Below are 23,647 nucleotides of genomic sequence, written 5' to 3'. Positions count from 1 at the left end.
GGCGGGGCCTGAGCACGCGCTGGCCCGCCGGGCTCAGGCCCCGGCGAGGCGTGCCGCGAGCGCCGCGGGGCTTGCGGCGGCGTGCCAGTGCGGTGCCATGTCGCCGGCGTCCAGGCTGCCATAGCCCCAGGTGGCGGCAATGAAGGGCAGCCGATTGGTGTCGGCGGAGCGGCCGTCTTCCACGCGGTCGCCGACATAGACGGCGTCCTCGTGCGCGATGCCGCGGTCGGCGAGCAGGCGCGCGATCATCGCCGCCTTGTCGGGCAACCGGGGTTCGCACATATCCAGCGCATAGACCGCCTCGAAATGATGCGCCCAGCCGAGATGCTGCAGGATCAGCCGCGTGGGATGGAGGCGTTTGTTGGTGGCGATGGCGAGGCGGAGCCCGCTTGCGGCCAGCCGCGCCAGCATGTCGCCGATGCCCGCATAAGCGGCAGTCTGCAGGTAGCCGGTGGTGTCGTAGCTGGCCTTGAAGCGTTCCGCCAGGACGGTGAGCAGGGCGGGGTCGCCGCTGCCGGCCAGCATCTGCAGGGTTTCGGCCAGCGGGGGGCCGACGATGGATGCGTCGATCGCACGCGCGGGCGCGAGACCGGCACCGGCGAAAGCCTCGCGATAGCTGGCAAGGATGGCGGGGGCGGAGTCGATCAGGGTGCCGTCGAGATCGAACAGGACGTGCCGGCAGGCTGGCATGGCGGTATCGCGGGTGAGCAGAGGCGGCACATTCTACGGTGTTCTTCCCGTCCTGCCGCGGCTTGCCGCCGTGCACGGCGTTCTTCTCCGCCTTTCGGACGCATGCGCTCGCGGGCGGCGCCCTGTGGCCGACAATGGCAAGAATTCCTCACAGTCTGTTCCACCGCCGGGGCGATGCTGTACTTTCCTGTTCCCCGGTCTTTCCTCGCCTTTCTTGCCGATGCCCGATCTCAAGCTTAGCCTGCTGCATCTCGTCGCCCTCGCCCAGCGCTATCCGGGCGTGATCGCGGGCTTCGGTTTCGTTTCGGGCGTGGCGAGCTTCTTCCTGGTCGAGCGTCACGAGGGTTTTGCCCGCATCATCGCGGTGGCGATGCTGCTTGGCTGGGTCTGGCTGGTCCTCGAGCGCGTGTTGAGCGAGATGCTGCACGAGCGCTTCGGTCTGCGCCTGCCGCCGCCCTTGCTGCGCTACGCGACGCAGATGATCCACCAGGAGAGCCTGTTCTTCGCGCTGCCCTTCTTCCTTGCGAGTACCTCATGGAACAGCGGGCAGGCGGTGTTCACCAGCGGTCTGATCGCGGCGGCGCTGGTGGCGCTGATCGATCCGATCTACTACCGGCGGCTTGCTCCCCGGCGCTGGCTGTTCCTGACCTATCACACGGTGACCCTGTTCGCGGTGCTGCTGGTGGCGATGCCGCTGATTCTGCAGGTGCCGACCGCGCGCAGCTACGAACTGGCATTGGGCATTGCGGTGCTGCTCGCCTTTCCCAGCCTGCTGGGTTCGATCACGGTGCCGCGCTGGTGGCGCGGCGTGCTCGTCGTGGGCCTGATGCTGGCGCTCGCGGCGGCGGGATGGCTGGCGCGCTTGTGGGTTCCCCCTGCCACGCTGCGCCTTGCCGACATGGCGCTGGCCATCGAGGTCGACGATGCGAACCGCGCGCCTGCAGGCAGCCTGGTCGAGATCGATGCCGCCCGGCTTGCCGCTCAAGGGCTCTATGCCTACACCGCGATCCGCGCCCCATTGGGCCTGCAGGAGCGCATCCAGCATGTCTGGCTCCACGAAGGGCGCGAGATCGACCGTATTGCACTGGACATCCGCGGCGGGCGCGAGGAGGGCTATCGCGCCTGGACCCGCAAGCAGAATTTTCCGCCGGATCCCGCCGGGCGCTGGCAGGTCAGGGTGTTGACGGGCGATGAGCAGATGATCGGGACCTTGCGCTTTCGTGTGCGCGGCGAAGAGGCCGGCGGGTGAGGCGACGCCTCGCCGGCCCGGCCTAGCCGGCGGCGTCGGCGATCCGCTGCAGGTTGTCCAGCACCTGGATGCTGGCTGCCTCCATGTCCGCGATGGCGCCGACCGCACCGGCGATGTCTCCTCCGGCGACGCGTTCGAGGGCCGCTCTGCCGCTCTGGTGCACCCGCGCGTGCGGCGCGTCGAGCTGACGGTAGCCGGGCAGGTGGGCGAACTGCCTCCCCTCGTCCTGATACCAGTGGCCGAGCCGGCACGTGGTGTGGGTGGACAGGGATTCGGCCGAGATGCCCGAATGGCCGGTCAGCGCCTGATAGACGTCGAGCTTGAAGACCAGATGGTCCAGTTTCGCGAGCTCGGCGAAGCTGCGCAGGGCGGCATGCTTCATGGTGTCCGCCATGCCTCTTGCCAGGCCGCACAGTTCGTCCATGCTGATGCGTGCGGTGCCGCCTTCGCTGGCCGCGTTGGCGGCCTTGTCCGACAGGTCGCGGATGACCCGCTCGGCCTGGCCTGTTTCGCTCTGGATGGCGCCGACCAGTTCGGAAATCTCGTTCGTGGCGCCTGCGGTGCGTTCGGCGAGCTTGCGCACCTCGTCCGCCACCACCGCGAAGCCACGCCCCTGTTCGCCGGCGCGTGCGGCCTCGATGGCCGCGTTGAGCGCGAGCAGGTTGGTCTGGTCGGCGATTTCCCGGATCAACTGGACGATGCCATCGATCTGGGCGGCACGTGCGGTCAATTGCCGTACCGAGTCGGTGGTCTTGCCCGTTTCGGCGGCCAGCGTGCCGAGGTGGTCCGACACGCTGGCGATGGCCTTGCTGCTGTCGTCCGCGGCGCGGGTCGAGTCGGCCGCGGCGGACTCCTGGGTGGCAAGCTGTCCGGCCAGGTGGGAGAACGAGTGCTGTACCGAACCCATGGTTTCGGCGTAGGTGCGCAGGTTGGTGAATAGCGCCTCGTTCAGCGCATCACGCCTGCGTACTTCGGCGCATTCGGTCTGCTGCCGCGCCAGTTCGCCCTCCAGATGAGCAAGCCGGGCGCGCGCGTCGGCCAGTTCCCGTTCGCTGTCGGCCAGCTTGTGGCGCAGGGCGTTGGTTTCATTGTTGTTGTTCCACCAGGCCATGAGTGATGCTCCGCGTTGCAAGGGGGAGATGGGCGCCGAATCCTGCGCCCTTGTGTGTTTTGGAATCTGGCGTCGATACGGTCGATAACGACGTTGTCGTCATGGACTTTAACGGCGCCAGGAAATGCGGAGCGTGGCGTGTTTCTCGCCGCGCGCCATTTGATCCTTCAATCCATGGAAGCGTGCGTGTAGCCTTCATTCGCCCGCCATGCATCGCCGCATTCCACTGTTTCGTGGAGCCGGTGCGGCTGCTGTGCTACTGCATTTGTTCGTGGAGTCTTGATGGATACCCTGTTGTTGCACTTCGACGACGAGACCGTGGAGGCGGAGCGCCTCGCGCGGGCTGCCGGCGTCGAACGTGCGGTCATCGAGCGGCACCGCTTTCCCGATGACGAGCTTCACCTGCGTCTGCCCCAGGCCCTGCCGCGCCAGGTGGTCGTTTACCGCAGCCTGCACCGCCCCAACGAGAAACTGCTCGAATTGCTTCTGGTGGTGCGTACCGCGGGCCGCCTCGGTGCCGAGCACCTGACGCTGGTGGCGCCCTATCTGGCCTATATGCGGCAGGACGTCGAGTTCACGCCCGGCGAGGCGGTCAGCCAGGGCATCGTCGGCGAATTCCTTGCCGGCCTGTTCGATGCGGTGCTCACGGTGGACCCCCATCTGCACCGCGTCGCCTCGTTGGCGGAGGCGGTGCCCGTGCCGCATGCGGTCGCGCTGTCCGGCGCGCCGTTGCTTGCCGACATCGTTGCCGCGCAGCGCCCGGGCGCGCTGCTGGTGGGCCCGGATGCGGAGTCGGCGCAGTGGGTGCAGGCCGCTGCCGCATCCCATGGCCTCGACCATGCGGTATGCAGCAAGGTCCGCCATGGCGATTGCGAGGTGGAGATCGCGCTGCCCGAGGGGCTGGATGTGGCGGGGAGAAACGTTGTGCTGCTCGACGACGTCGCCAGCTCCGGCCATACGCTGGCCCAGGCGGCGCGGGGACTGCGTGCCGCCGGCGCGGCAAGCGTCGATGTGGCCGTGACGCACGCGGTATTCGCCGGCGGCGCGCTCGCCCTGCTGCGCGACGCCGGCGTCGACCAGATCTGGAGCACCGACTGCATCACCCATCCGAGCAACGCGGTATGCGTCGCGCCCCGGCTGGCCGAAGCCCTGCACACCATTCACGCGAGCTGAGTCTTTTTCCGTGCTTTCCCGTCACCGAATGCGGATGGCCGCAGGGTTTTGCCTGCGCTGGGCGATGACGATCAGGAGGCTTGATGCTAGCATCGCGTCTTCCGGCACAGGCAGGGACCCTCGTCGCGCCGGCGAGGAAGACCCTGCCTTGCGCGGATTCGATGATCCATAGCGGGGAGAGGCGTGAAGCAATCGGTAAGGACCGTGGTATTTGCCGACCTGACGGGTAGTACCGGTCTTTTTGAATCGGCGGGCAATGTCGTTGCCACGCGGATCGTCACCCGTTGCACGCAGACGATCGGCCGCCATCTCGTGCTCGCGGGCGGGCAGCTCGTGAAGTATCTGGGCGATGGCGTGCTGGTGTTGTTCGACAACACGCTCGCCGCGGTCGAGGCTGCCTCGCGCATGCAAGAGGTGTTGAGGGAGCAGGTGCCCGGCCTGCCGCAGGGCGGCGCGCTCGGCATCAAGACCGGCGTCGAGCGCGGTCCGATCGTCGAGCACGACGGCGATTGCTATGGCGATGCCGTGAATGTTGCTGCCCGCCTCAGCGATCGGGCGCAGGCGGGTGAGACGCTGATCGGCGAGGCCGCCTTCGGCGGGCTGCCCGAGGCCCAGCGGCTGGCGTGCCAGAGCCTGGACCGCATCACGATCAAGGGCAAGGCCGAGCCGATGCGGGTGTGGCGCGTGGATTGGGCACGCACTGCCGAGTCCACCGTGACCGCGATGTTCGATTTCAACCAGTTGCTGGAAGACCATCTCCCGGTTCAGCGGCTCGATATTCGCCGGCTCGACCAGCATGTGGTGCTGCATTCGGGCGATGGCCCGCTGATCATCGGGCGTGGCGAAGGGGCAGGGTTCTCGATCGACGATCCGCGCGTGTCGCGCCGGCATGCGCGTGTCGAATGGTCGGGTGGACAGTGCTCCTTCACCGATTTCAGCAGCAATGGCAGCTGGGTCCGCTTCGTCGGCTCGGCTGCGCCCGTCGTGCTGCGCCGCGACAGCTGTGCGTTGTACGGCGAAGGCGAGATCGGCCTCGGCGCCCAGTTGGACGACTTCACCGCGCCCACGCTCGCCTTCCACGTCATCGACGAAGGCTGAGCGACACCGCGTTGCATGCGCCGGCCGGGCGATCTGCTGCGGTGCCTTGCCGATCCCGGACGCTTCGTGCGTTGTTACCGCGACGCGGGCCAGATTAGCCGTCAAGCTGGGCGCTGATTCAATGGCTTGCAGAACATGAACGGTAAATGGTCGAGCACCGACTCCCCCACTGGGCGCGCCTTGCGGATTGTCGTGCCCTACATGATCGTGGCGGGGCTGTGGATTACATTGTCCGACAGCATGGCGCTATGGCTCGCGCCCGATCCCGGTGCCTACGTCACGCTGCAGACGTGGAAGGGCGGGGTCTTCGTATTCGTCACCGCCTTTCTCCTTTACATCGTCACGCGCCGCCAGTTCGTGCGTCTCGGGGCATCGCGGACCAAGGCGCGCGATCTCGCCGCGCGTCTGCAGTGGATGCTGAAGTCGCTCGACGATCTGGTGTTCGTGCTCGATGGCGAGCTGCACTTTTCGGATGTGTACTGCCCTGACGCCGCGGAACTGCTGATGCCGCCCGAGCGTTTCATGGGGCGCCGGGCCGAGGATGTGGGGCTGCCCGAGGAAGTCGGCCATGCGCTGCGGCGTGTGCGCGAGGAGCGTTCGGTACAGTCGATGGAATACGCGCTCGACCTGCCTCACGGGAGGCGCTGGTTCAGTGCCAAGCTGTCGCCGATGATCGATGACGACGGGGTGTTCGCCGGCGCGATCGCGATCGTGCGCGACATCACCGCCCTGAAGGCCAGCGAACAGCGTTTCCGCCGCCTCTTCGAGGACCTGCAGAACATCGCCGTGCAGGGCTACGACACGGAGCGCCGGGTGGTGTTCTGGAATGCGGCGAGCGAGGCGCTGTACGGCTACTCGCGTGACGAGGTCCTGGGCAACACGATCGACGATCTGATCATCCCGCCCGCCAGCCGGGACGAGATGAGGCGCTTGCATCGCGACTGGATCGAGCATGACAGGCCGATCCCCGCCGCCGAATTCGAACTGCGCAACCGCGATGGCAAGGCGGTTTCGGTGTTCTCCAGCCACAGTCTGCTGAACAACGAGCATGGCGAACCGGAGCTGTACTGCGTAGACGTCGACCTGCGTGCGTTGAAGGAGGCACAGGCGCAGTTGCTGCGCGCGGCGACGCATGATCCGCTCACCGGCCTGCCGAACCGCTTGTTGGTGCGCGACCGCGTCGACCAGGCGCTGGCCTTCGCCGTGCGGGAGCAGGCCCTCGTGGCACTGATGTTCATCGACCTCGATCATTTCAAGATCATCAACGACACCCTCGGGCATGGCGTGGGCGACCGCTTCCTGCAAGAGGTCAGTCAGCGGCTGGCGTCCTGCCTGCGCGACAGCGACACCGTCAGCCGCCAGGGCGGCGACGAGTTTCTGGTGGTGTTGCCGGGCCTGCACGATCGCGGCGCCGTCGCGGCGGTTGCGCAAAAGATCATCGAGGCGATGCAGACCACCTTCAGCATCGGCGACCATGCGTTGACCTGTTCGTGCTCGATCGGCATCGCCCTCTATCCGGAAGACGGCGGGGATTTCGACAGCCTGCTGCTGCGGGCGGATACCGCGATGTACCAGGCCAAGGCCAGCGGGCGCAATGCGTTCCGCTTCTTCACCGCGCAGATGAACGCCGACGTGCATGAGCGCCTGGCGATGCAGAACCACCTGCGCCATGCCATCCAGCAGGGCGAGTTCGAATTGCACTACCAGCCCCAGATCGATCTCGTCACGGGCCATGTCTCCGGCGCCGAGGCCCTGCTGCGGTGGCACTCCGCCGTGCTCGGCACGGTGCCGCCGGCGCGTTTCATTCCGCTGGCGGAAGAAAGCGGGCTGATCATTCCGATCGGTGAATGGGTGCTGCGCGAGGCCTGCCGCCAGGCCCAGCAGTGGCGCGAGCAGGGGCTGGGGCCGATGGTGATGGCGGTCAATGTTTCGGCCTTGCAGTTCCATCGCAGCGATCCGGTGGAAATGGTCGGCCGCATCCTGTCCGAGACGGGTTTGCCCGCCGAATGCCTGGAACTGGAACTGACCGAGTCGCTGCTGGTGCAGGACGGCGCCGGCGCGACACTGGAGACCTTGCGGCGCTTGAAGGCGCTCGGCCTGCGCATCGCGATCGATGATTTCGGCACCGGCTATTCCAGTCTTGCCTACCTGCGCCGTTTCCCGATCGACAAGCTGAAGATCGACCGCGCCTTCGTGCGCGACATCGCCTGTGACCCCGAGGATGCGGCGATCGTGAACCTGATCGTCGACCTTGGCCGCATCCTGAAGCTGAAAACGATTGCCGAGGGGGTCGAGGACCCCGAGCAGCTTGCCTTCCTGGGCGCGCGCGGCTGCAACGAGGTGCAGGGCTATCTGTTCGCACGGCCGATGCCTGGCGCCGACTTTGCCGCCTACCTCGATTCCGCGCTGAAGGCCCGGGAGCGCTAGGCGGGTCCGGAATCGCGCTGCCGGCTGCTATGCTTTGGCGTTTTGCGAGATTGCCCAAGATGGAATCTGCTTTTCGCCGCGGCGCCCGCGAAGGGCTGCGTGATTTCCTGCCGGTTTCGGTGGGCCTGCTGCCCTGGGCGGTGGTGACCGGCATCGCGATGCGCTCGATCGGCCTGTCCGAGATCGAGGCCTTGGGCATGAACCTGCTGGTCTATGCCGGCACCGCCCAGTTGGGCTCCTTGCCGCTGATCGCCGCCGGGGCGCCGTTGTGGCTGATCATGCTGACGGCGCTGGCGCTGAACCTGCGGTTCATCATTTTCAGTGCCGCGATCGCACCGATTTTCCATGGGCAGCCGTTCGCCCGGCGGCTGGCGTCGAGCTATCTGCTCGTCGACGGCGTGTTCGCGGTCGGCGCCGAGAAGTTGCTGAAGGCGGATGATCCGCAGTGGCGCTGGGGTTATTACATCGTGCCTTCGGTATTCAACTGGTGCGTGTGGCAGAGCTGTACCGCGCTCGGCATCTTCGGCGCCGAATTCGTTCCGCGCGATTGGTCGCTCGAGTTCATGGTGACGATTGCGCTCATGGTCATGATGCTGCCGATGGTGCGCAATCGCCCGATGCTGATCGCCGCGCTGGCGGGCGGGCTGGGGGCGGTGTTGCTGCGCGGGCTGCCGCTGCGCCTGGGCGTGGTGGCCGGTATCGTGATCGGGATCGCGGCGGGGTTTGCCGCAGAGCGCTGGCTGCTGCGCGGGGAGGCGGCATGATCGACGGTGTGTGGTTGTGGGTGACGCTCGTACTGATGTCGATGACCACGGTGGGGACGCGTGGCAGCTTCATCCTGCTGGGGGAAAAGGGGCGTCTGCCGCCGGCGCTGCAGCGCACCCTGCGTTATGCGCCGGCCGCCGCGCTGTCGGCGCTGGTGGTACCGGACCTGCTGATCGACGGCGGCGAAGTGACGCTCTTCAATCCCAAGCTGCTGGCCGGTCTGGTCGTGATCGCCGTGGCCCTGCGCTGGCGCAATCCCTGGCTGCCCTTCCTGCTTGGCATGGCGGTGCTGCTGCTGATGAGAAAGGGGCTGGGCTGGTAGCCTCGGCTACCGGCGCCAGCCCCTTGCCGGGGCCATGCCGTGGCGGCTTTGCCCGCCATGGCATGGTGGGCACAGACCTTACTCGATCGCCGACGAGGACTTCGCCATTTCGCGCAGCGCGAACTTCTGGATCTTGCCGGTCGAGGTCTTGGGCAGGACGCAGAACTCGATGAACTTGGGCACCTTGTAGCGCGCCAGGTGTTCGCGGCAGTGGGCGATGATGTCGTCGGCGGTGACGCCGGCGCCGTCCTTCACCTCGATGTAGGCGGCGGGCACCTCGCCCCACTTTTCGTCGGGCTTGGCGACCACGGCGGCGGTCAGCACCGCGGGGTGGCGGTACAGCACTTCCTCGACTTCGAGCGACGAAATGTTCTCACCACCGGAAATGATCACGTCCTTCGAGCGGTCCTTGATCTTCACATAGCCGTCCGGGTGCATCACCGCCAGGTCGCCGGTGTGGAACCAGCCGCCGGCGAAGGCTTCGTCGGTGGCCTTCTCGTTCTTCAGGTAGCCCTTCATGACGAGGTTGCCGCGGAACATGATCTCGCCCATGGTCTCGCCGTCGGCGGGCACCGGCTCCATCGTCATCGGATCGAGTACGGTGATCGCTTCCTGCATGTGGTAGCGCACGCCCTGGCGACCGTTGCGTTCGGCGCGGCGGTCGATGGGCAGCGCGTTCCATTCGGGGTGTTTGGCGCAGACCGAAGCCGGGCCGTAGGTTTCGGTCAGGCCATAGACGTGGGTGATGTCGAAGCCGATGCGCTCGGCGCCCTCGATGATCGCGGCCGGAGGCGCGGCACCGGCGATGAGGCCGGCGACGCTGTGCTCGATGCCGGCGCGCAGCTGGTCGGGGGCGTTGATCAGCATGCCGTAGACGATTGGCGCGCCGCACATGTGGCTGACCTTCTGGCTGCGGATCAGCTCGAAGATCAGTGCCGGGTCGACCCTGCGCAGGCAGACGTTGACGCCGGCATTGGCCGCCATGGTCCACGGGAAGCACCAGCCGTTGCAGTGGAACATCGGCAGCGTCCACAGATAGACGGAATGCTGCGGCATGCCCCAGCTGATGATGTTGGAGGCGGCATTGAGATAGGCGCCGCGGTGATGGTAGACCACCCCCTTCGGGTTGCCGGTGGTGCCGGAGGTATAGTTGAGCGCGATTGCGTCCCATTCGTCGTTCGGCAGGCTCCACTTGTAGTCGGGGTTGCCGCCGGCGATGAAGTCCTCGTACAACTGCGTGCCGACGCGCTCGGTGCCGGGATACTCGTCATCGAGCGCGTCGATGACCAGCGGCTTGTCGCCTTCCAGCAATTCGAGTGCGCCGCGGATCACGCTGGCGAACTCGGGGTCGGTGATCAGGACCTTGGCTTCGCCGTGCTTGAGCATGAAGGCGAGGGCTTCGGCGTCCAGGCGGGTGTTCAGCGTGTTGAGCACTGCGCCCGTCATCGGTACGCCGAAGTGTGCCTCGAACATCGGCGGCACGTTGGGCAGCATGACCGCGACGGTGTCGCCGCGGCCGACGCCGTGGGCAACGAGCGCGCTTGCCAGGCGACGGCAGCGGGCGTAGGTCTCGCCCCAGGTGTAGCTGCGCGTGCCGTGCACGACGCTGGTGCGGGTGGGGTACACCGTTGCGGTGCGCTCGATGAAGCTCAGCGGCGACAGCGGGACGTAGTTGGCCGGATTCTTGTCCAGTCCGGTTGCGTAGGCATTCGACATTCTATTTCCTCTCCCATCTTTAGAAACGGGTTATTGATCAGGGGTGAGCAGCGCGGTTCCCGTTTCCGGTGCTCTCCCGTGCACGAGCATGGCGAAACAAGACCCCCGGTCTCGCAGGAGGTCGCTGGGTCATGCTCCGCTCTGGCCCATGCGGGGGCGAGCAAAGTGATGATACGTTTTTCCGGGGGGAGCAGGAATGGGTATGGGGGCTAGAAGATACGCAAGCGTATGGGGCGGTGGGGACCCTGCGCATGCCCGTGCCCGGCGCGGTACTCAAGCATGCGCAGTTGCTGGACCGCAGGCGTGGTTGTCCAGTGCCACAGGCAACTGCCAGTGTCTGTCGCATTGCTCATTGCGGGCAGCGTTGGCGATGCCGAGCTGCCAGAGGTCGCCTTCGTCGCCGGTGACCACGAGCCGTTTTTCGTACTCGGCCATTGCGCATACCCTGCGCGTGGCGAAGACGGCCTGCGCCTTGCCGTCCGCGCTCCAGGTCGCGGTCACGCCCGCGCGCGTGCAGCTCACCGCGAAGCCGCCGTTCGAGGCGATGATGTCGCCCGCGTAATCGCCGCAGCGTTCGATCAGGTCCGCGTCGGCTTCGCCGTACCGCAGCTGCCGGCCGTCGAGCAGAGCGAACAGGGGGCGGGCGGTCCTGCCCTCGTTTTGCAGCGAGACCGCGACGCCGCCGCCGGCGTCCTGCGCGATGTGGCGCACGCTCATGAAGGCATCCGGCAGCCTGTGCTGGGACAGCAACTGCCCGTCGCCGGGATCGAGAAAGGTCAGCGAAGGGTCCATGCTGGCGAGGTTTCGCTTTACGCGGCCGGTTTCCGGCAGGGTCAGGATGCCGCCGACGGCTACCGCCAGCCGGCCATCAGCCATCCATTCGACGGCGTGGGGGCCGACGCCGCCGCAGGGCCAGGCATCGAGACGTTCGAGGCTGAGGGCGTCGAACACGCCGATCCGCCCGTCGCCGGTGATGAGGTCCGTTTCCGTGGCGTAGAGTACGCGGCCGTCCGGCCGGAATGCGATATGCCCCTCGAAACGCGACTCGTCGTCGGCTTCGAAACGCGCCACTTCCACGCCGGTCGGTACATGCCAGCGCACGAGGAAGTCTCCGGGGCGGCGGGCCACGACCACCGCGCTGCCGTCCGCCGATGGGTGCCAGGCGATGTCGTGGCCGCGGGCTGGCAGCGCGAGTGCCGGTGATTGCACGCCGAGCAGGCCGGCATGGAATTCGGATGGGCGTGTGGGCGAGTCGCTCCAGCAGGTCAGCAGGCTGGGGGGGGCGGTATCGGCGCACACGGCCGTCCACGCCTGGGTCGCGGGTGTTCCGCAGGACAGGGCTGCCAGCGTCTTCAGCAGGCGGCGGCGCGGCAGGTCAATCGCCATCGTTGTCTCCGAATCCGACCCGGACCTTGAGCTTTTCCGCCACGTCGTGGGCCAGCAGCCCCTGCAGCACGGCCAGCGCCTCGACGGTCCGGGCGATGGCGGCTCCGCCGTCCTCGCCCGGGCTGGGTGGCAAGCCCTGCAAGGCGCCGGCGACGGCCTCCGTCTGGGCGTCGAGCCGGTCGGCAAGCGCGAGCAGGCCGCGGCCGCGCAGGATGGCGGTCAACCCGGGCAGTCCTTCGCGGCCCTGCAGGCCAAGGCGAAGGCCGTCGAACAGCGCGAGCAGGTGAGCGCGTTCGCCGCCACTGCGCCAGGCGTCGAAACCCGTTCTGTCGGTTGGCTTGCGGGCAGGTTTCTCCAGGTACTTGACGCGCAGCGTATCGAAGCCGCCGATCAGGATATTCACGCTGTCGCTCAGCAGCGCGGCTTCGGTTTCCGGGTCGGTTTCGCCCAGGCTGTCGACCCAGGGCGACCAGGTGGACTGGATCGCATCCAGTTCGCGGGCGGCGTCGTCGGCTAGCCAGGCCGCGTAGCGGCAGGCTGTGGGATCGGAGCCGAGGGGGGCCCTGGCCGGGTCGAACAGCAGATATTCCAGTGCAGGCATACCCTTGGCGGTGACGCCGATACGCTCATCCTGCAGCGTGCCGGCGGCGCGGCCGCGCAGCGAGGATTCGATCTGAGGGGGGCGCGTCGGCCAGAAGTCGAGCCGGCGCAGGATGCGGCTTTCCAGGGCCGGCCCGAAGGGCAGCGCAGCCAGGCGGCGGAGTTCGAGCGCCGTCTGCCGCCATGCGGCGCGTGCCGCGTCGAGCGTGCCGTCGCCCGGCGCATCGCATGCCGCGCCGATGCCCTGGGCAAGCGCGGCCGAGGAGCGGGCGAGTTCGGCATATCCGGGGGCGAGGACCTGCTGTCCGAGCGCGGACATCCACGCGGAAGGGGCGACGAATGGTGCGGGCGCCGCAGCGATGGCGCTTGCCGACAGCAGTGCGGCGGCAAGGAAGGGTGCGGCCGACAGGGAAGAGCGGGGACTCATAGCGACTCCAGAAAGCGGATCAGGGCGTCTCGCTCGGTTTTCGAGAGGCCGAGTACCCGTGCCTTGGCGGCCTCCGCCTCGCCACCGTGCCACAGGATGGCTTCCAGCAGATTGCGGGCGCGGCCGTCGTGGAGGAAGGTGGTGTGGCCGTTGACCGTCTTCACGCGGCCGATTCCCCACAACGGCGGCGTGCGCCATTCTCGCCCGTCGGCCTCGAAGTCGGGGCGGCCGTCGGCGAGTCCTTCGCCCATGTCGTGCAGCAGGAGGTCGGTATACGGGTAGATGGTCTGCTTGGATAGTTCGGGGTAGCCCGGCAGTTCACCCGTCACGTGCCGGGGAACGTGGCAGCTTGCACATCGGGCTTCGTGGAACAGGCGCTTGCCGGCCAGGACCTGCGGGTTCCGGGCGTCGGGGCGCGAAGGGACGGCGAGCGTCGTCGTATAGAAGACCGTGCGTTCGAGCGCGCGGTCGTCGACATCGACATCGGCTTCGCCGCGCTCGCTGCGCCACTCGGCTTCGCGCTGCTGGCGCGCAATACAGTCGGCCTGGGCAGGCATGCACTCCTCGCGCGGGAACAGCGTGCTCGTGATGCCCATGTCGCCGTGGAAGGCCCCCGCAGTCTGGTGCCGGACCGTGGCGACGTTCGCCTTCCAGCCGAAGCGGCCGGCCATCCATTCCTGCCTGCCAGCGTCCCAGACGCGGTTCAGACGGCCCGATATGCCGAGGCCTTCCTCCGCCTGCCGTGCCCCGATCGCACGCAGGTCGGCTTCGGGAATCGCTTCCAGCAGGCCGAGGCCGATCACCACCGGAGCGATGCGCGGCGAGATCTGCGTGTCTGGATGCAGTGGGCCGTAGGCCAGATCGTGCAGCCGGTAGAGCGGCTTGCGCAGCGAATAGGGGGTGCCGTCGGCAAACTGGCCCGGTTGTTCGACATAACGGATCTCGACCGCGCCTTCGGGCTGGACGCCCGTTACCCCCGCGTTGTTGAACTGGGTACCGTAGGCAGGCTCCGGCACCACGCCGTCCTTGCCGGCGGGGCGAGCAGCACTGGCCGGAATGGACAGGCGGAACAACAGGCTGACGGGCTGTTCGATATTGATGCCGTCCTGGACTGGAGGCGGCGAGCCTCTGCCATCGAGGATATGGCAGCCCGCACAGGAACGGGCGATGAAATGGGGGCCCAGTCCGTCGCGCCCCGTGGTGGAGGCAGGAGCCTCGACCCAGTTTTTCTTGAAGAACGAATTGCCGATGAAGAACGGGGTCTGCCGGTCGACCGACAGGTTGGCTGCCGGGTGGGAGAAGGCATTGCGGCCCTGGTCGCCCGTCGTGGTGTCTCCGCCGGGCAGGTCCTCGCCAGGTTCGAAATCTGCGGTGCCGCCGGTGGCCGGCAGGCTCAGGGCCATCGTCATCGCGGCCGCCGCGATCGTCGCGGCACGCAGGCTGTATTTGAATTGCATCGATCGTCCGTTCTCTGTGCGCAAGGGGCGGTGGCCTCGCTGCGCCTGTGCATCATCGGGGGGCGTGCCGGATGCCGGCACGCCCCCTCGGGGGCCAGGCTTACTCGGGCAGCGCGGTGTTCAGGCGCTTGATGCCCAGCACCTCGGCTGCCTGCACCAGGGTTTCGGTCTGGCTCTTCAGGCTGGTGACCGTGGCCTCGACTTTCGGTCGTCCCGGGTTGCCGGCCAGAATAGCCTGATCGAAGGGGGCCGGAATGGCTTCGGCGGCTTTCAGGCTCGCGCTCATGCGTGCATCGACCTCGCCCGCAAGCGCCTTGTCCTTGCTGGCCACCAGCGCATTGAGCGAAGGCCCTTTCAGCAGCGAGCCATCGGCGCGCACGAACTCGCCGCGCCAGACGTTGCGGATGCCGAGCGCATTGGCGACCGCATCGCGATGGGTATTGTCGGAGAAGCAGGAGTGTTCGTCTTCCTGGCTCTGCGAGTCGAGAGCGACTTCGATGCGCTCGCCGGCGAGTTCGGCACGGCTCAGGATGCCGAGCGCGGAGATCACCTTGGTGAGGCTGGCCGGGTCGGCCAAGAAGCTTGCACGGTAGTTCTGCCCGCCCGGCGCCCAAGACTGGACGAGGCCGTCGAGATCCTCGATCAGCAGATCGGTGACGATCTGCAGGTAGGCGCGCCGGCGGTCCGCGTTGGGGGCCTTGCCGTCGACGAAGTCGGTCCAGGCCCGGTTGCCCGGGCCATCGGCGCTCAGGTCCTGCCCCCACAGCAGGAATTCGATCGCGTGCCAGCCGGTCGAGATGTTCTCTTCGCCATCCTTCTCGTTGAGGCCGGCGAGCGTCTCCGCGTCGAGCTTCACGCTGCGGTCGTTGATGATTCCCGTGTCCGGGTTGCCTTCCACGCTGTCCACATAGGCCTCGTCCATCGGCCAGGCGTTGATGCGGCCCTCCGGGCCGTCTTCGCCGTCGATCGGGCCGCCGTAGAAGCGGAAGGCCTCGGTCTGGCCGTACCATTCGCGCGCCTCCAGCCAGCGCTTGCGGGCTTCGATCAGCCCGGCTTCCGACGGTGCCTCGACGAAGGCATCGACGGCCTTTTTCAGCGTGCGCGCGGTGGATGCGGAGTCGGCGTAGCTGGCATGTACGAGCTGTCCGTAGTGGTTCAGCACGTCTTGCGGCGCGACGGTTTTTTGCGCGGCGGCAGGCAGGGCGAAGGTTGCGGCGGCAAGGCCGGCGATGAGGAGTTTCAGGCGCATTGGTCGATCTCCGGAAAGGGGCTGCGGTGCAACGGCATGCCCCCGGGGCCTTGAGTCTGTCGTTGCCGGGGGAGGGGCCGTCGAGGGAATGTCCGGCCGATTCTGCTGGCAGGAAATTTTTTCTGATTAATTACGCGAATGAGAACTACTGCTATTATCTTATGTTTGACGTGCCGTGTAAATTCCGCTTACCGTGAAACTGGTCGCCTGATCGCCGGTGGTGGGCTGCAAGACCTTGACATACTGCCTTGATTGAATGATATTAAGAATTATTCGCAAAAAAGAGAGGTGTCTCATGGCAAGGGATTCGACCCTCGAGCAGACTCGTCTGCTTGCCGGCGTGTTGACGCACGTTTCGCGCTATCTCGAGACGGGCTGTCCTCGCGCTGCACACCAGGCAGGACTCCTGCTGCGCTGCCTTGACGCCAGCACCATAGATCAGGAACTGATGACATCGTGCGAACAACTCGACCAGGCGATATCCCATCCCCGGCACCTGGGTGGTGCCAGCGCCAGCAGTGATGCATCGACTTCGAATCGGTCTCACTCACGTGCTTTCGTTACAACCGTTTCATTCCCGAACTGATCGAAGGAGATCATCTTGTCCCGTTATACCGGCCCCCGACTGAAAGTGATGCGTGCGCTTGGCACCGAACTGCCCGGCCTGTCGCGCAAATCGCTCGGCGAGCGCAACTACCCGCCCGGTCAGCATGGCCAGCGTCCCAAGCGCAAGTCGGGCTTTGGCGTGCAACTGATCGAAAAGCAGAAGCTGCGTTTCAACTATGGCCTGACCGAGAAGCAGATCCAGCGCTTGTTCCGCGAAGCCAAGCGCGACCGCGGCCCGACCGGCGAAAAGCTGCTCGAGCTGCTTGAGCGCCGCCTGGACAACTTCGTGTTCCGCGCCGGCTTTGCCCCCACCACGGTGGCTGCGCGGCAATTGGTGCGTCACAAGCATGTGCTGCTGAATGGCCGCTCGGTCAATATCCCGTCGATCCGCATCAAGCCGGGCGACCGCATCCAGCTGACCGAACGTGGGCGCCGCATCCCGGTTGTCGTCGAGTCGCTCGCCGAGCCCTCGCTGACGCGTCCCGAATGGTTGAATGTCGATGAGTCCGCCTTTACGGCAAGCGTGACGCGTACGCCATCGCCGGACGAAGTGCCGTTCCCGGTCGACGTCCAGCAGGTCGTCGAATACTATGCGGTGCGACTGTGAGCTCCCTCGCACCCCGCCGCGGCGCGGCGGCTGCGCCGGAAGAAGGGCTGGCGTATCCCAACCAGCCCGAACTGGCTCTTGCCGCGGTACTGCACCTGCTGTCGCGCTTTCCGGCGCGGCAGTCGCCGGCGGTGGCGAAAGCCATCGCCGATCACCTGGAGGTGATCGGCAGCGATGTGCGAATGGCCGGCTGCGTGCGCGAGTGTGCTGCGAAGCTGGTCGGCGACTGGCGTGCGTACGCCCTGCTCAGCGAATCATCCCCCGCTCCGACGCCGGGTTCGCTGACGCATTGATCGAACGTCCTCGTGCAGCCTGAGGTTTTCAGGAGCAAGGCAATGGGCAAGAAGTGCTGCAACAAGGACAAGCCCTGCAAGGGTTGTCCGAAATCGAAAAAGTAGTGCAGTCGGGCATTGAATGTACGGAATTGACCGGGATCAAACGATAGTGATTACCATTTAACTATTGTTCCATCCAGTTGATCCTTTAGTCATTCCGAACTGGCCGGTTTTCGCCAGTCAGCTCTTCACCCCGATGGAGTCGCACATGGAGTTGCACTTGCGCACGCTGGCCTTGGCCATGCTGAGCCTGTCCGTTGTTCCGTTTGGCGCAGCGAATGCCGAGACGGTACTCGGTCAGCAGGTCGTCACCGCCAAAGGTTACGCGGGCGATGCCCAGGAAACACCGCAGGCCATCGAGGTGCTGCGGCCGGCTACGGCTGGCGCCAATGTCCTCGGCGATCTGTTGCGTGGCGAGCCCGGCCTGGCCACCCAGTCCGATGGCGCCTGGGGGCAGAATCCCGTTCTCCGCGGGCTGAAGAAGGAAAGCGTGGTCGTCATGGTCGATGGCTTGCGTGTCAATTCGGCCCAGCCTCAAGGGGCGATCGCCTCCTTCATGGATCTCGGCCTGCTCGATCGCGTGGAAGTCGTCAAAGGGCCGGGGTCGGTCCTGCACGGTAGCGGGGCGATGGGCGGCGTGGTCAATATGCTGACCCCCGAGGCCGCCTTCAGCGCGGGCGACCGTACGAGTGGACGTGCCGGCGTGCGTTTCAGCAGCGTGGATAAAGGCGTTGCTGGCGCCTTGCTGGTGCAGCACTCGAACGCGGAGCATGCCCTGGTACTGGGCGTGGCCGGTCGTGATGTGGATGACTACCGCAGCCCGGATGGACGCGAGGATCGCACCGGCTACGAATCCAATACGCTGCTGGCCAAATACCGTCATCGTCTCACCGAGGACATCAGTCTGCGCGTCAACCTGCAACGGCACGAGGACAAGGATGTGTGGTATCCGGGCTCTGCACGCAGTGGCGCGGGCATCCCGCCGCCGCTCGGCGTCGCCACGATCCATTCTCCCGAGCAGCGCCGCGAACTCTACGAACTGGGCATTGATGCCAAGCTCGGTGACGGGCAGTTGTCGGCGGAGGTATATCGGCAGGAGGTATTCCGCCAGATTCGCGCTCACGCGCAAAACCTCGGGCGCGACTACGTGCGCAACGACGTTACCTTCACGACCGACGGGCTGCGCGCAAAGTATGTGTTTCCGGTCGGCGAAGGGCACCTGCTGACGGTCGGTGCCGAAACCTGGCGCATGAGGGGAGATCCCGAGCGCTACATGGACAACAACGCACCCTTCTTCAACAACAATCAGCGCAATGACCCGTTTGCCGATGGCGAGGTCGAGGCGACAGGCCTCTTCGTGCAGGACGAGTTCGAACTGGGTCGCACCCGTATCGTTGCCGGCGCGCGCTATGACCGTGTCAGCGGCGATGCGAAGCAGAAAGGCTGGGGGCCGGCAGCCCAGACGAGCGGACTCGACAGCACCGACAACAACCTGTCCTGGTCGCTGGGCGCCATTCACCCGCTGACGGAGACGCTCAACGCTTACGCCAACGTCGGGCGTGCCTATCGCGCTGCCGACATGCGCGAACGTTTCGAGGACTCCGCACGGGGCGACGGTTATTACCACACAGGCAATCCGCAACTCGATCCCGAAGTGTCGACCAGCTTTGAGGCCGGCCTGAAGAGTTCGGCACAGGGCTTCAGGTATCAGTTGGCGGCCTTCTATACGCGCATCGACGACTACGTCGCCGGTCGTGTCACCGGGGCGACACACCCGGGTTCGGGCCTGCCGCTCAAGCGTACCGAGAACCTCGACAAGGTCACCATCTACGGTGTCGAGGGTAGTGCCAGCGTGCCCGTCGGCGCCTATGTGGCCGATGCCGGCTTTACCTGGCTGCGCGGCAAGAACCACCAGGATGACGAGCCGCTGTACCAGATGCCGGCGCCGGAACTGAGGCTGGGCATCGGCCAGCCTGCCGAGCGCGGCTTCTACTGGCGGGCGCAACTGCGCGCGGTTGCCGAGCAGGACCGCGTGGCGACGCGCTTCTCCAACGGCACCGAAGACGCCACTTCCGGTTTCGTTACCGCCGATGCCGAGCTGGGCTGGCGCTTCGGTAGCGTCGGTTTCTTCGATGGCGCAGCGGTGGCCGTCGGCCTGCACAACCTTGCGGACAAGCGCTACCACGAGCACCTGGCCGACGGCGTTTCCGGCCAGGAACTGGCCGCGCCTGGCCGGGGTATCACATTGAGTCTTTCCGGGAGTTTCTGACATGCGAGCACCACGCCCCCAATTGCCCGGCTGGAGCCGGATACTGTTGCACGCCTGCGTGGTGCTCGCATTCCTGATCGTGACCGGCACTGCCGATGCGCAGAAGCTGCCGAAGCTGACGCTTGCCGGCCCGTCGGCGGCGGTTTCCAATCCGCTGATCCACATGGTCGATTCGGGCGCGCTGGCCGATGTCGCGGAGGTGGTCGAGTTCGTTCCTTGGCGCGATCCCGACCAGTTGCGCGTGATGGCGCTCGACGGCCGCGCCGACGTACTCGCGATGCCGACCAATGTCGCGGCCAACCTCTATAATCGCGGTGCGAAGCTGAGGATGCTCAACGTATCGACATGGGGCGTGCTGTGGCTGGTGTCGCGCGATCCGACGCTGAAATCGCTCGCCGACCTGCGCGGCAAGGAGCTGGCGATGCCCTTCCGCGGCGACATGCCGGACATCGTCTTCCAGCTGCTGGCCGAGCAGCAGGGCCTGGAGGTGCGCAAGGACCTGACGCTGCGTTATGTCGCCAGCCCGATCGACGCCATGCAGTTGCTGGTGATGCGCCGCGTCGATCATGCCCTGCTGGCGGAGCCTGCGGTGTCGATGGCTCTGCGCAAGACCGGCTCCTTCCCGCTGAGCATGGTGGCGCCCGAACTGCATCGCAGCGTGGACCTGCAGCAGGAGTGGGGGCGGGTATTCAAGCGTGCGGCCCGCATCCCGCAGGCCGGCATCGCGGTCATGGGGGCGTTGCGTGAGCGGCCCGATCTCGTTGCCCGTATCGAAGCCGAATACGTGCGCTCGCTGGCCTGGTGTCGCAGCAATGCAGCGTCCTGTGGAAGGGCGGTTGCCGCCCGCATCGACATGCTGAGCCCCGAGGCGGTGACGGATTCGATCGCCGTCAGCCAGTTGGAGGCTGTGTCCATCGGCGATGCCCGTGCCGAACTCGAGTTCATGTTCGACCATCTGCTGCGCAAGAATCCAGCTTTGCTCGGCGGGAAACTGCCCGACGATGGCTTCTACACCGGCGCGGCCGTGATGCAATGAGGCTGCTGCGCGCCTGGGCGGCCGGCTTGCCCGCCTACCTGTGGAGCGGCTGGGGCGCAATCGCCAGCCTGTTGCTGTTCTTTGCCGCGTGGGAGGCAGTCAGCCTCGTCTACGGCCCGCTGGTGATGCCGGATCCGCGCTCTGCCTTCGGAACTCTGCTGGGCCTTGTCGAAAGCGGCGCGGCCTGGCCGGAGCTTGCCGCCACCGCGCGCCGGGCCCTGACGGGCTATGCCTTGTCGGTCGCCGCAGGCAGCCTGCTCGGGCTGTTGGCCGGACTGTCGATGACCGCCTCGATGATGTCGCGCCCGCTGGTCACCGTGCTGATGGGGACGCCGCCGATCGCCTGGCTGGTACTGGCGATGCTGTGGTTCGGGGCGAGTGATGGTACGCCGGTGTTCACGGTGTTCGTCGCGGCCTTTCCGGTGATCTTCATCGGCGCCCTGCAGGGCACGCGGACTCTGGACAACCAGCTGCGCGGCATGGCGGAAGCCTTTCGCCTGCCACCGCGAATGATGTTTACCGACGTGTATCTGCCGCATGTTGTGTCCTACCTGTTCCCGGCCTGGATTGCCGCACTCGGTACGTCGTGGAAAGTGGTGGTGATGGCCGAACTGCTGGCGACCCAGGACGGGGTCGGCGCGGCGCTCGCGGTTTCGCGCTCGCATCTGGACACCGCCGCGACGATGGCCTGGATCGCAGCCGTGGTTGGCTTGCTGCTCGCGGTCGAATACCTTGTGCTGGAGCCTATCAAGCGTGAGGTGGAGCGCTGGCGGGAGCACGGAGCATGAGCGCCCCCGTTCGCCAGTCGGAAGAGAGGAGGCGTGTTCCCTCGGGAAGCATGCCGTGTGGTCGGAGGGGAGTGCAATGAGTGCGCCGCCGCGTGAGCTTCGCGTTGATGGCTTGAGCCATGCTTTCGGCCGCGACGAAGTGCTGGCCGGCATCGGCTTTCGCCTGCCCGCGGGGGAGGTGGCGGCGCTGGTCGGTCCCTCGGGGTGTGGCAAGACCACCTTGCTGCACCTGGCCGCGGGTTTGTTGACGGTGCAGCAGGGCCGGGTGTCCAACACCTTCGCCACCACCGCCTTCATGTTCCAGCAGCCGCGCCTGCTGCCGTGGCAGAGCGCGCTCGACAATATCGCGCTTGGTCTCAAGGCCGCCGGCATGAAGTGCGACGAACGCCATTATCGTGCGCACGACATCGCCTTGAGGCTCGGTCTTGCCCATCGGGATCTCGACAAGTTCCCGCACCAATTGTCCGGCGGCATGCAGAGCCGGGTGGCGTTGGCGCGCGCGCTGGTGCTGGCACCCGACCTGCTCTTGCTCGACGAACCCTTCTCGGCGCTGGATGTGGGCTTGAAGGAAGAGCTCTACCGCCTGCTGCTGGACCACCAGGCTGACCGTGAGATGGGGGTGCTGATGATCACGCACGACCTGATGGAGGCCGTGCGCCTATCGGACGCCATTCTGGTGATGGCGCCCGAGCCGGGGCGCATCGTGTGCCGCTTCGAACTGAGCGTGCCTGCCGCTCGGCGGGACGACGCCTGGGTCTACCGCCATACGGCGGAATTGCTGCAGACGGCGGCGGTGCGCGAGAGCTTCGGTTTGCCGCCCGCGATGCCCGGGGCCGGAGAGCGGGGAGCGGAGGCGCCGGCGCCGGCGCGGCCGGTGTCCGCGCTGCGGCTGGTGGTGCCGGCCGAGCCTGTGCCTGCTGCACGTGGTGGTAGCCGCTGTGGGGGATGATCGGCAGATGAACGTGTTCGATCGGTTGGCTGCGAAACCCCTCTTCATGTGCAGTTTCCGGCCCTTCTTCCTCGTCACCGCGATCTATGGGGTTGCCCTGCTGCTCGGCTGGCTCGGTTTTCTTGCTGCCGGGGTGGGTGTGCCGGCAGTGCCGGGCGGCCCCATCGTCTGGCATGCGCACGAGTTGGTATTCGGTTTCGGGCTCGCGGCCGTCGCGGGCTTCGTGCTGACCGCAGTCCCCGAGTTCACCTCGACCGCGGCATTCGGGCGGCGCGTGACCATCGCCATGTTGCTGCTGTGGGCGGGGGCAAGGCTTGCGTTCTGGTTGTCCGGCGCGATGGGCAGCATGGGCGAGATGCTTGCCGCGCTGCTCAACAGCGGCTTCATGGCGGCGCTCGTCGTGCTGGTGGCGCCCCGCCTGTGGCATGACCCGGAGCGGCGCCACCTGTCCTTCCTGTGGGGGCTGGCCGCGATGTGGCTGGCCGTGACCGGTTTCCATGCCGACGTGCTGCGGGGCGTGTATCCGATGCCTTGGGTGCTGGCCGGCGTGGGCATGATGATGGTGCTCATCATCGTGGCGCTGAGCCGGGTTTCGATGCGTATCGTCAATGACGCGCTCGAGGCCGAGCGTCTGCGCCGCGCCGCACAATATACGGATGGCCGCACTGGCGGACTGTCCCGCCGCCCTGACGAAGACGACGACGAACTGCTCGACTACCGGGCTCGGCCACCACGGCGCAATCTCGCCATCTTCGGCGTGGCGCTGTACACCGCGGTGGCGCTCGCGCTGCCAGGTTCGGCGATTTCCGGCTGGATTGCGCTTGCCGCGGCCGCGGCAGTGCTGAACCTGCTCAACGACTGGCACGTCGGGCGTGCGCTGCTGTCGCGCTGGGCCTTGATGCTCTACACGGTGTATTGGTCGATGGCGCTTGGCTATGCGCTCATCGGCCTGTCCTTGCTCGGCGTGCCGGTGGCGCCCAGCGCGGGTTTGCACCTGCTGACGGTCGGTGCCATGGGCGTATCGATCTTCGGTGTGCTGTGCATCGCCGGACGGACGCATGCCGGCTACGCACTGGACACGCGGCCGTGGGTACAAATTGCCGCCGTGGCAATCGGTGTTGCCGCGCTGGTACGCGCGGCATCCGGCCTGCCCGGAGCGGCCGCTGCCGGGCTGCAGGCGATGAGCGTGGTTGCGTGGGCGATCGGCTATGGCCTGGCGGCGGTCTTCCTTGGTGCGGTGTTCGTGCGCGCGAGACCGGATGCGGGAACGGGGTGTGAGGAGGTGATGGAGGACGTGGACGCCAAAGCTTGACGTGCGTCAGAACGGTGGCGACAGGGGGGCGTAGGCTGATGCAAGGCGATTATGTTGCATCGCCCGAGTCTCGCA

Annotated in this window: 20 protein-coding genes and 1 pseudogene; 13 read left to right on the top strand and 8 right to left on the bottom strand. The window is 66.6% G+C overall.

Features of this window, described 5'->3' with window-relative positions:
* Positions 1–33: 33 nt before the first annotated feature.
* On the bottom strand, positions 34–690 hold the full coding sequence (locus tag C666_RS08430; RefSeq protein ID WP_028792110.1) for an HAD family hydrolase: 657 nt from the start codon (positions 688–690) through the stop codon (positions 34–36).
* 220 nt (positions 691–910) lie between these two features.
* Here C666_RS08430 and C666_RS08425 point away from each other — a divergent pair, with 220 nt between their 5' ends.
* Positions 911–1,939 carry a DUF5924 family protein gene (locus C666_RS08425; RefSeq protein ID WP_004336653.1) on the top strand — a complete coding sequence of 343 codons (1,029 nt, stop codon included), beginning with the start codon at positions 911–913 and terminating at the stop codon, positions 1,937–1,939.
* 22 nt (positions 1,940–1,961) lie between these two features.
* Here C666_RS08425 and C666_RS21180 read toward each other — a convergent pair whose 3' ends face one another.
* Together C666_RS21180 and C666_RS21175 are read right to left on the bottom strand one after the other, a co-directional pair.
* Entirely contained in the window at positions 1,962–2,321 is a 360-nt protein-coding gene (locus tag C666_RS21180) for a CZB domain-containing protein (protein WP_245603912.1), read from the bottom strand.
* A 45-nt stretch (positions 2,322–2,366) separates the two neighbouring features.
* Positions 2,367–2,846 (bottom strand): annotated as a pseudogene (locus C666_RS21175) (methyl-accepting chemotaxis protein); the annotation flags it as partial.
* A 486-nt stretch (positions 2,847–3,332) separates the two neighbouring features.
* Between C666_RS21175 and C666_RS08415 the strand changes: the two are divergent.
* The 5 genes from C666_RS08415 (at position 3,333) to C666_RS08395 (ending at position 8,835) form a co-directional block, all read left to right on the top strand.
* Positions 3,333–4,223 carry a ribose-phosphate diphosphokinase gene (locus C666_RS08415; RefSeq protein ID WP_004336649.1) on the top strand — a complete coding sequence of 297 codons (891 nt, stop codon included), beginning with the start codon at positions 3,333–3,335 and terminating at the stop codon, positions 4,221–4,223.
* 183 nt (positions 4,224–4,406) lie between these two features.
* Complete coding sequence (locus C666_RS08410) at positions 4,407–5,321, top strand: adenylate/guanylate cyclase domain-containing protein (protein WP_028792111.1); 915 nt, start codon at positions 4,407–4,409, stop codon at positions 5,319–5,321.
* Positions 5,322–5,456: 135 nt separating this feature from the next.
* Positions 5,457–7,748: a putative bifunctional diguanylate cyclase/phosphodiesterase gene (locus tag C666_RS08405; RefSeq protein ID WP_081593404.1), complete on the top strand. Its 2,292-nt coding sequence runs from the start codon at positions 5,457–5,459 to the stop codon at positions 7,746–7,748.
* Positions 7,749–7,807: 59 nt separating this feature from the next.
* Positions 7,808–8,512, top strand: a complete 705-nt coding sequence (locus tag C666_RS08400; protein WP_004336641.1) for an AzlC family ABC transporter permease — start codon at positions 7,808–7,810, stop codon at positions 8,510–8,512.
* A complete protein-coding gene (locus C666_RS08395) occupies positions 8,509–8,835 on the top strand; it encodes an AzlD domain-containing protein (protein WP_004336637.1) in 327 nt (108 codons plus the stop codon). The genes C666_RS08400 and C666_RS08395 overlap by 4 nt, the downstream gene beginning before the upstream one ends.
* Before the next feature lie 78 nt (positions 8,836–8,913).
* On the opposite strand, the gene C666_RS08390 is transcribed toward C666_RS08395, so the two are convergent.
* From C666_RS08390 to C666_RS08370, 5 genes are all read right to left on the bottom strand, one after another.
* The gene (locus C666_RS08390) at positions 8,914–10,551 is read right to left on the bottom strand and encodes an acyl-CoA synthetase (RefSeq protein ID WP_004336634.1); all 1,638 of its coding nucleotides are present in this window, start codon (positions 10,549–10,551) and stop codon (positions 8,914–8,916) included.
* A gap of 273 nt (positions 10,552–10,824) precedes the next feature.
* Positions 10,825–11,937, bottom strand: a complete 1,113-nt coding sequence (locus C666_RS08385; RefSeq protein WP_004336631.1) for a DUF1513 domain-containing protein — start codon at positions 11,935–11,937, stop codon at positions 10,825–10,827.
* Entirely contained in the window at positions 11,927–12,964 is a 1,038-nt protein-coding gene (locus C666_RS08380; protein WP_004336628.1) for an imelysin family protein, read from the bottom strand. The genes C666_RS08385 and C666_RS08380 overlap by 11 nt, the downstream gene beginning before the upstream one ends.
* Positions 12,961–14,421 (bottom strand): di-heme oxidoreductase family protein, encoded by a 1,461-nt coding sequence (locus C666_RS08375; protein WP_004336622.1) that lies wholly within the window; start codon positions 14,419–14,421, stop codon positions 12,961–12,963. The genes C666_RS08380 and C666_RS08375 overlap by 4 nt, the downstream gene beginning before the upstream one ends.
* A 100-nt stretch (positions 14,422–14,521) precedes the next feature.
* Positions 14,522–15,670 (bottom strand): imelysin family protein, encoded by a 1,149-nt coding sequence (locus tag C666_RS08370; RefSeq protein ID WP_004336619.1) that lies wholly within the window; start codon positions 15,668–15,670, stop codon positions 14,522–14,524.
* 601 nt (positions 15,671–16,271) lie between these two features.
* Here C666_RS08370 and rpsD point away from each other — a divergent pair.
* From rpsD to C666_RS08335, 7 genes are all read left to right on the top strand, one after another.
* On the top strand, positions 16,272–16,883 hold the full coding sequence (gene rpsD, locus C666_RS08365; RefSeq protein ID WP_004336616.1) for a 30S ribosomal protein S4: 612 nt from the start codon (positions 16,272–16,274) through the stop codon (positions 16,881–16,883).
* Positions 16,880–17,176 (top strand): hypothetical protein, encoded by a 297-nt coding sequence (locus tag C666_RS08360; protein ID WP_004336614.1) that lies wholly within the window; start codon positions 16,880–16,882, stop codon positions 17,174–17,176. Before rpsD ends, C666_RS08360 begins: the two co-directional genes overlap by 4 nt.
* A 250-nt stretch (positions 17,177–17,426) precedes the next feature.
* A complete protein-coding gene (locus C666_RS08355; protein ID WP_004336611.1) occupies positions 17,427–19,487 on the top strand; it encodes a TonB-dependent receptor plug domain-containing protein in 2,061 nt (686 codons plus the stop codon).
* A 1-nt stretch (position 19,488) separates the two neighbouring features.
* Positions 19,489–20,523: an ABC transporter substrate-binding protein gene (locus C666_RS08350; RefSeq protein WP_051019891.1), complete on the top strand. Its 1,035-nt coding sequence runs from the start codon at positions 19,489–19,491 to the stop codon at positions 20,521–20,523.
* Positions 20,520–21,311: an ABC transporter permease gene (locus tag C666_RS08345; protein WP_004336605.1), complete on the top strand. Its 792-nt coding sequence runs from the start codon at positions 20,520–20,522 to the stop codon at positions 21,309–21,311. The genes C666_RS08350 and C666_RS08345 overlap by 4 nt, the downstream gene beginning before the upstream one ends.
* A 76-nt stretch (positions 21,312–21,387) precedes the next feature.
* Complete coding sequence (locus C666_RS08340; RefSeq protein WP_004336601.1) at positions 21,388–22,260, top strand: ABC transporter ATP-binding protein; 873 nt, start codon at positions 21,388–21,390, stop codon at positions 22,258–22,260.
* A gap of 7 nt (positions 22,261–22,267) precedes the next feature.
* Positions 22,268–23,572 carry an NnrS family protein gene (locus tag C666_RS08335; RefSeq protein ID WP_004336597.1) on the top strand — a complete coding sequence of 435 codons (1,305 nt, stop codon included), beginning with the start codon at positions 22,268–22,270 and terminating at the stop codon, positions 23,570–23,572.
* Positions 23,573–23,647: the final 75 nt, after the last annotated feature.

This window comes from Thauera linaloolentis 47Lol = DSM 12138, from assembly GCF_000310205.1.
Lineage (GTDB): Bacteria > Pseudomonadota > Gammaproteobacteria > Burkholderiales > Rhodocyclaceae > Thauera > Thauera linaloolentis.
Note: the sequence above shows the minus strand (reverse complement) of the source record. Positions and strands in the feature narration are given on the sequence as shown.

Bases quoted from the DNA above. Each gene is read 5' to 3' on its own strand.
- C666_RS08390 (WP_004336634.1), bottom strand. From the start codon at position 10,551: ATGTCGAATGCCTACGCAACCGGACTGGACAAGAATCCGGCCAACTAC.
- C666_RS08380 (WP_004336628.1), bottom strand. From the start codon at position 12,964: ATGAGTCCCCGCTCTTCCCTGTCGGCCGCACCCTTCCTTGCCGCCGCA.
- C666_RS08335 (WP_004336597.1), top strand. From the start codon at position 22,268: ATGAACGTGTTCGATCGGTTGGCTGCGAAACCCCTCTTCATGTGCAGT.
- C666_RS08355 (WP_004336611.1), top strand. From the start codon at position 17,427: ATGGAGTTGCACTTGCGCACGCTGGCCTTGGCCATGCTGAGCCTGTCC.
- C666_RS08385 (WP_004336631.1), bottom strand. From the start codon at position 11,937: ATGGCGATTGACCTGCCGCGCCGCCGCCTGCTGAAGACGCTGGCAGCC.
- C666_RS08405 (WP_081593404.1), top strand. From the start codon at position 5,457: ATGAACGGTAAATGGTCGAGCACCGACTCCCCCACTGGGCGCGCCTTG.
- C666_RS21180 (WP_245603912.1), bottom strand. From the start codon at position 2,321: ATGAAGCATGCCGCCCTGCGCAGCTTCGCCGAGCTCGCGAAACTGGAC.
- C666_RS08370 (WP_004336619.1), bottom strand. From the start codon at position 15,670: ATGCGCCTGAAACTCCTCATCGCCGGCCTTGCCGCCGCAACCTTCGCC.
- C666_RS08430 (WP_028792110.1), bottom strand. From the start codon at position 690: ATGCCAGCCTGCCGGCACGTCCTGTTCGATCTCGACGGCACCCTGATC.
- C666_RS08425 (WP_004336653.1), top strand. From the start codon at position 911: ATGCCCGATCTCAAGCTTAGCCTGCTGCATCTCGTCGCCCTCGCCCAG.
- C666_RS08415 (WP_004336649.1), top strand. From the start codon at position 3,333: ATGGATACCCTGTTGTTGCACTTCGACGACGAGACCGTGGAGGCGGAG.
- C666_RS08375 (WP_004336622.1), bottom strand. From the start codon at position 14,421: ATGCAATTCAAATACAGCCTGCGTGCCGCGACGATCGCGGCGGCCGCG.
- C666_RS08350 (WP_051019891.1), top strand. From the start codon at position 19,489: ATGCGAGCACCACGCCCCCAATTGCCCGGCTGGAGCCGGATACTGTTG.
- C666_RS08340 (WP_004336601.1), top strand. From the start codon at position 21,388: ATGAGTGCGCCGCCGCGTGAGCTTCGCGTTGATGGCTTGAGCCATGCT.
- C666_RS08400 (WP_004336641.1), top strand. From the start codon at position 7,808: ATGGAATCTGCTTTTCGCCGCGGCGCCCGCGAAGGGCTGCGTGATTTC.
- C666_RS08345 (WP_004336605.1), top strand. From the start codon at position 20,520: ATGAGGCTGCTGCGCGCCTGGGCGGCCGGCTTGCCCGCCTACCTGTGG.
- C666_RS08395 (WP_004336637.1), top strand. From the start codon at position 8,509: ATGATCGACGGTGTGTGGTTGTGGGTGACGCTCGTACTGATGTCGATG.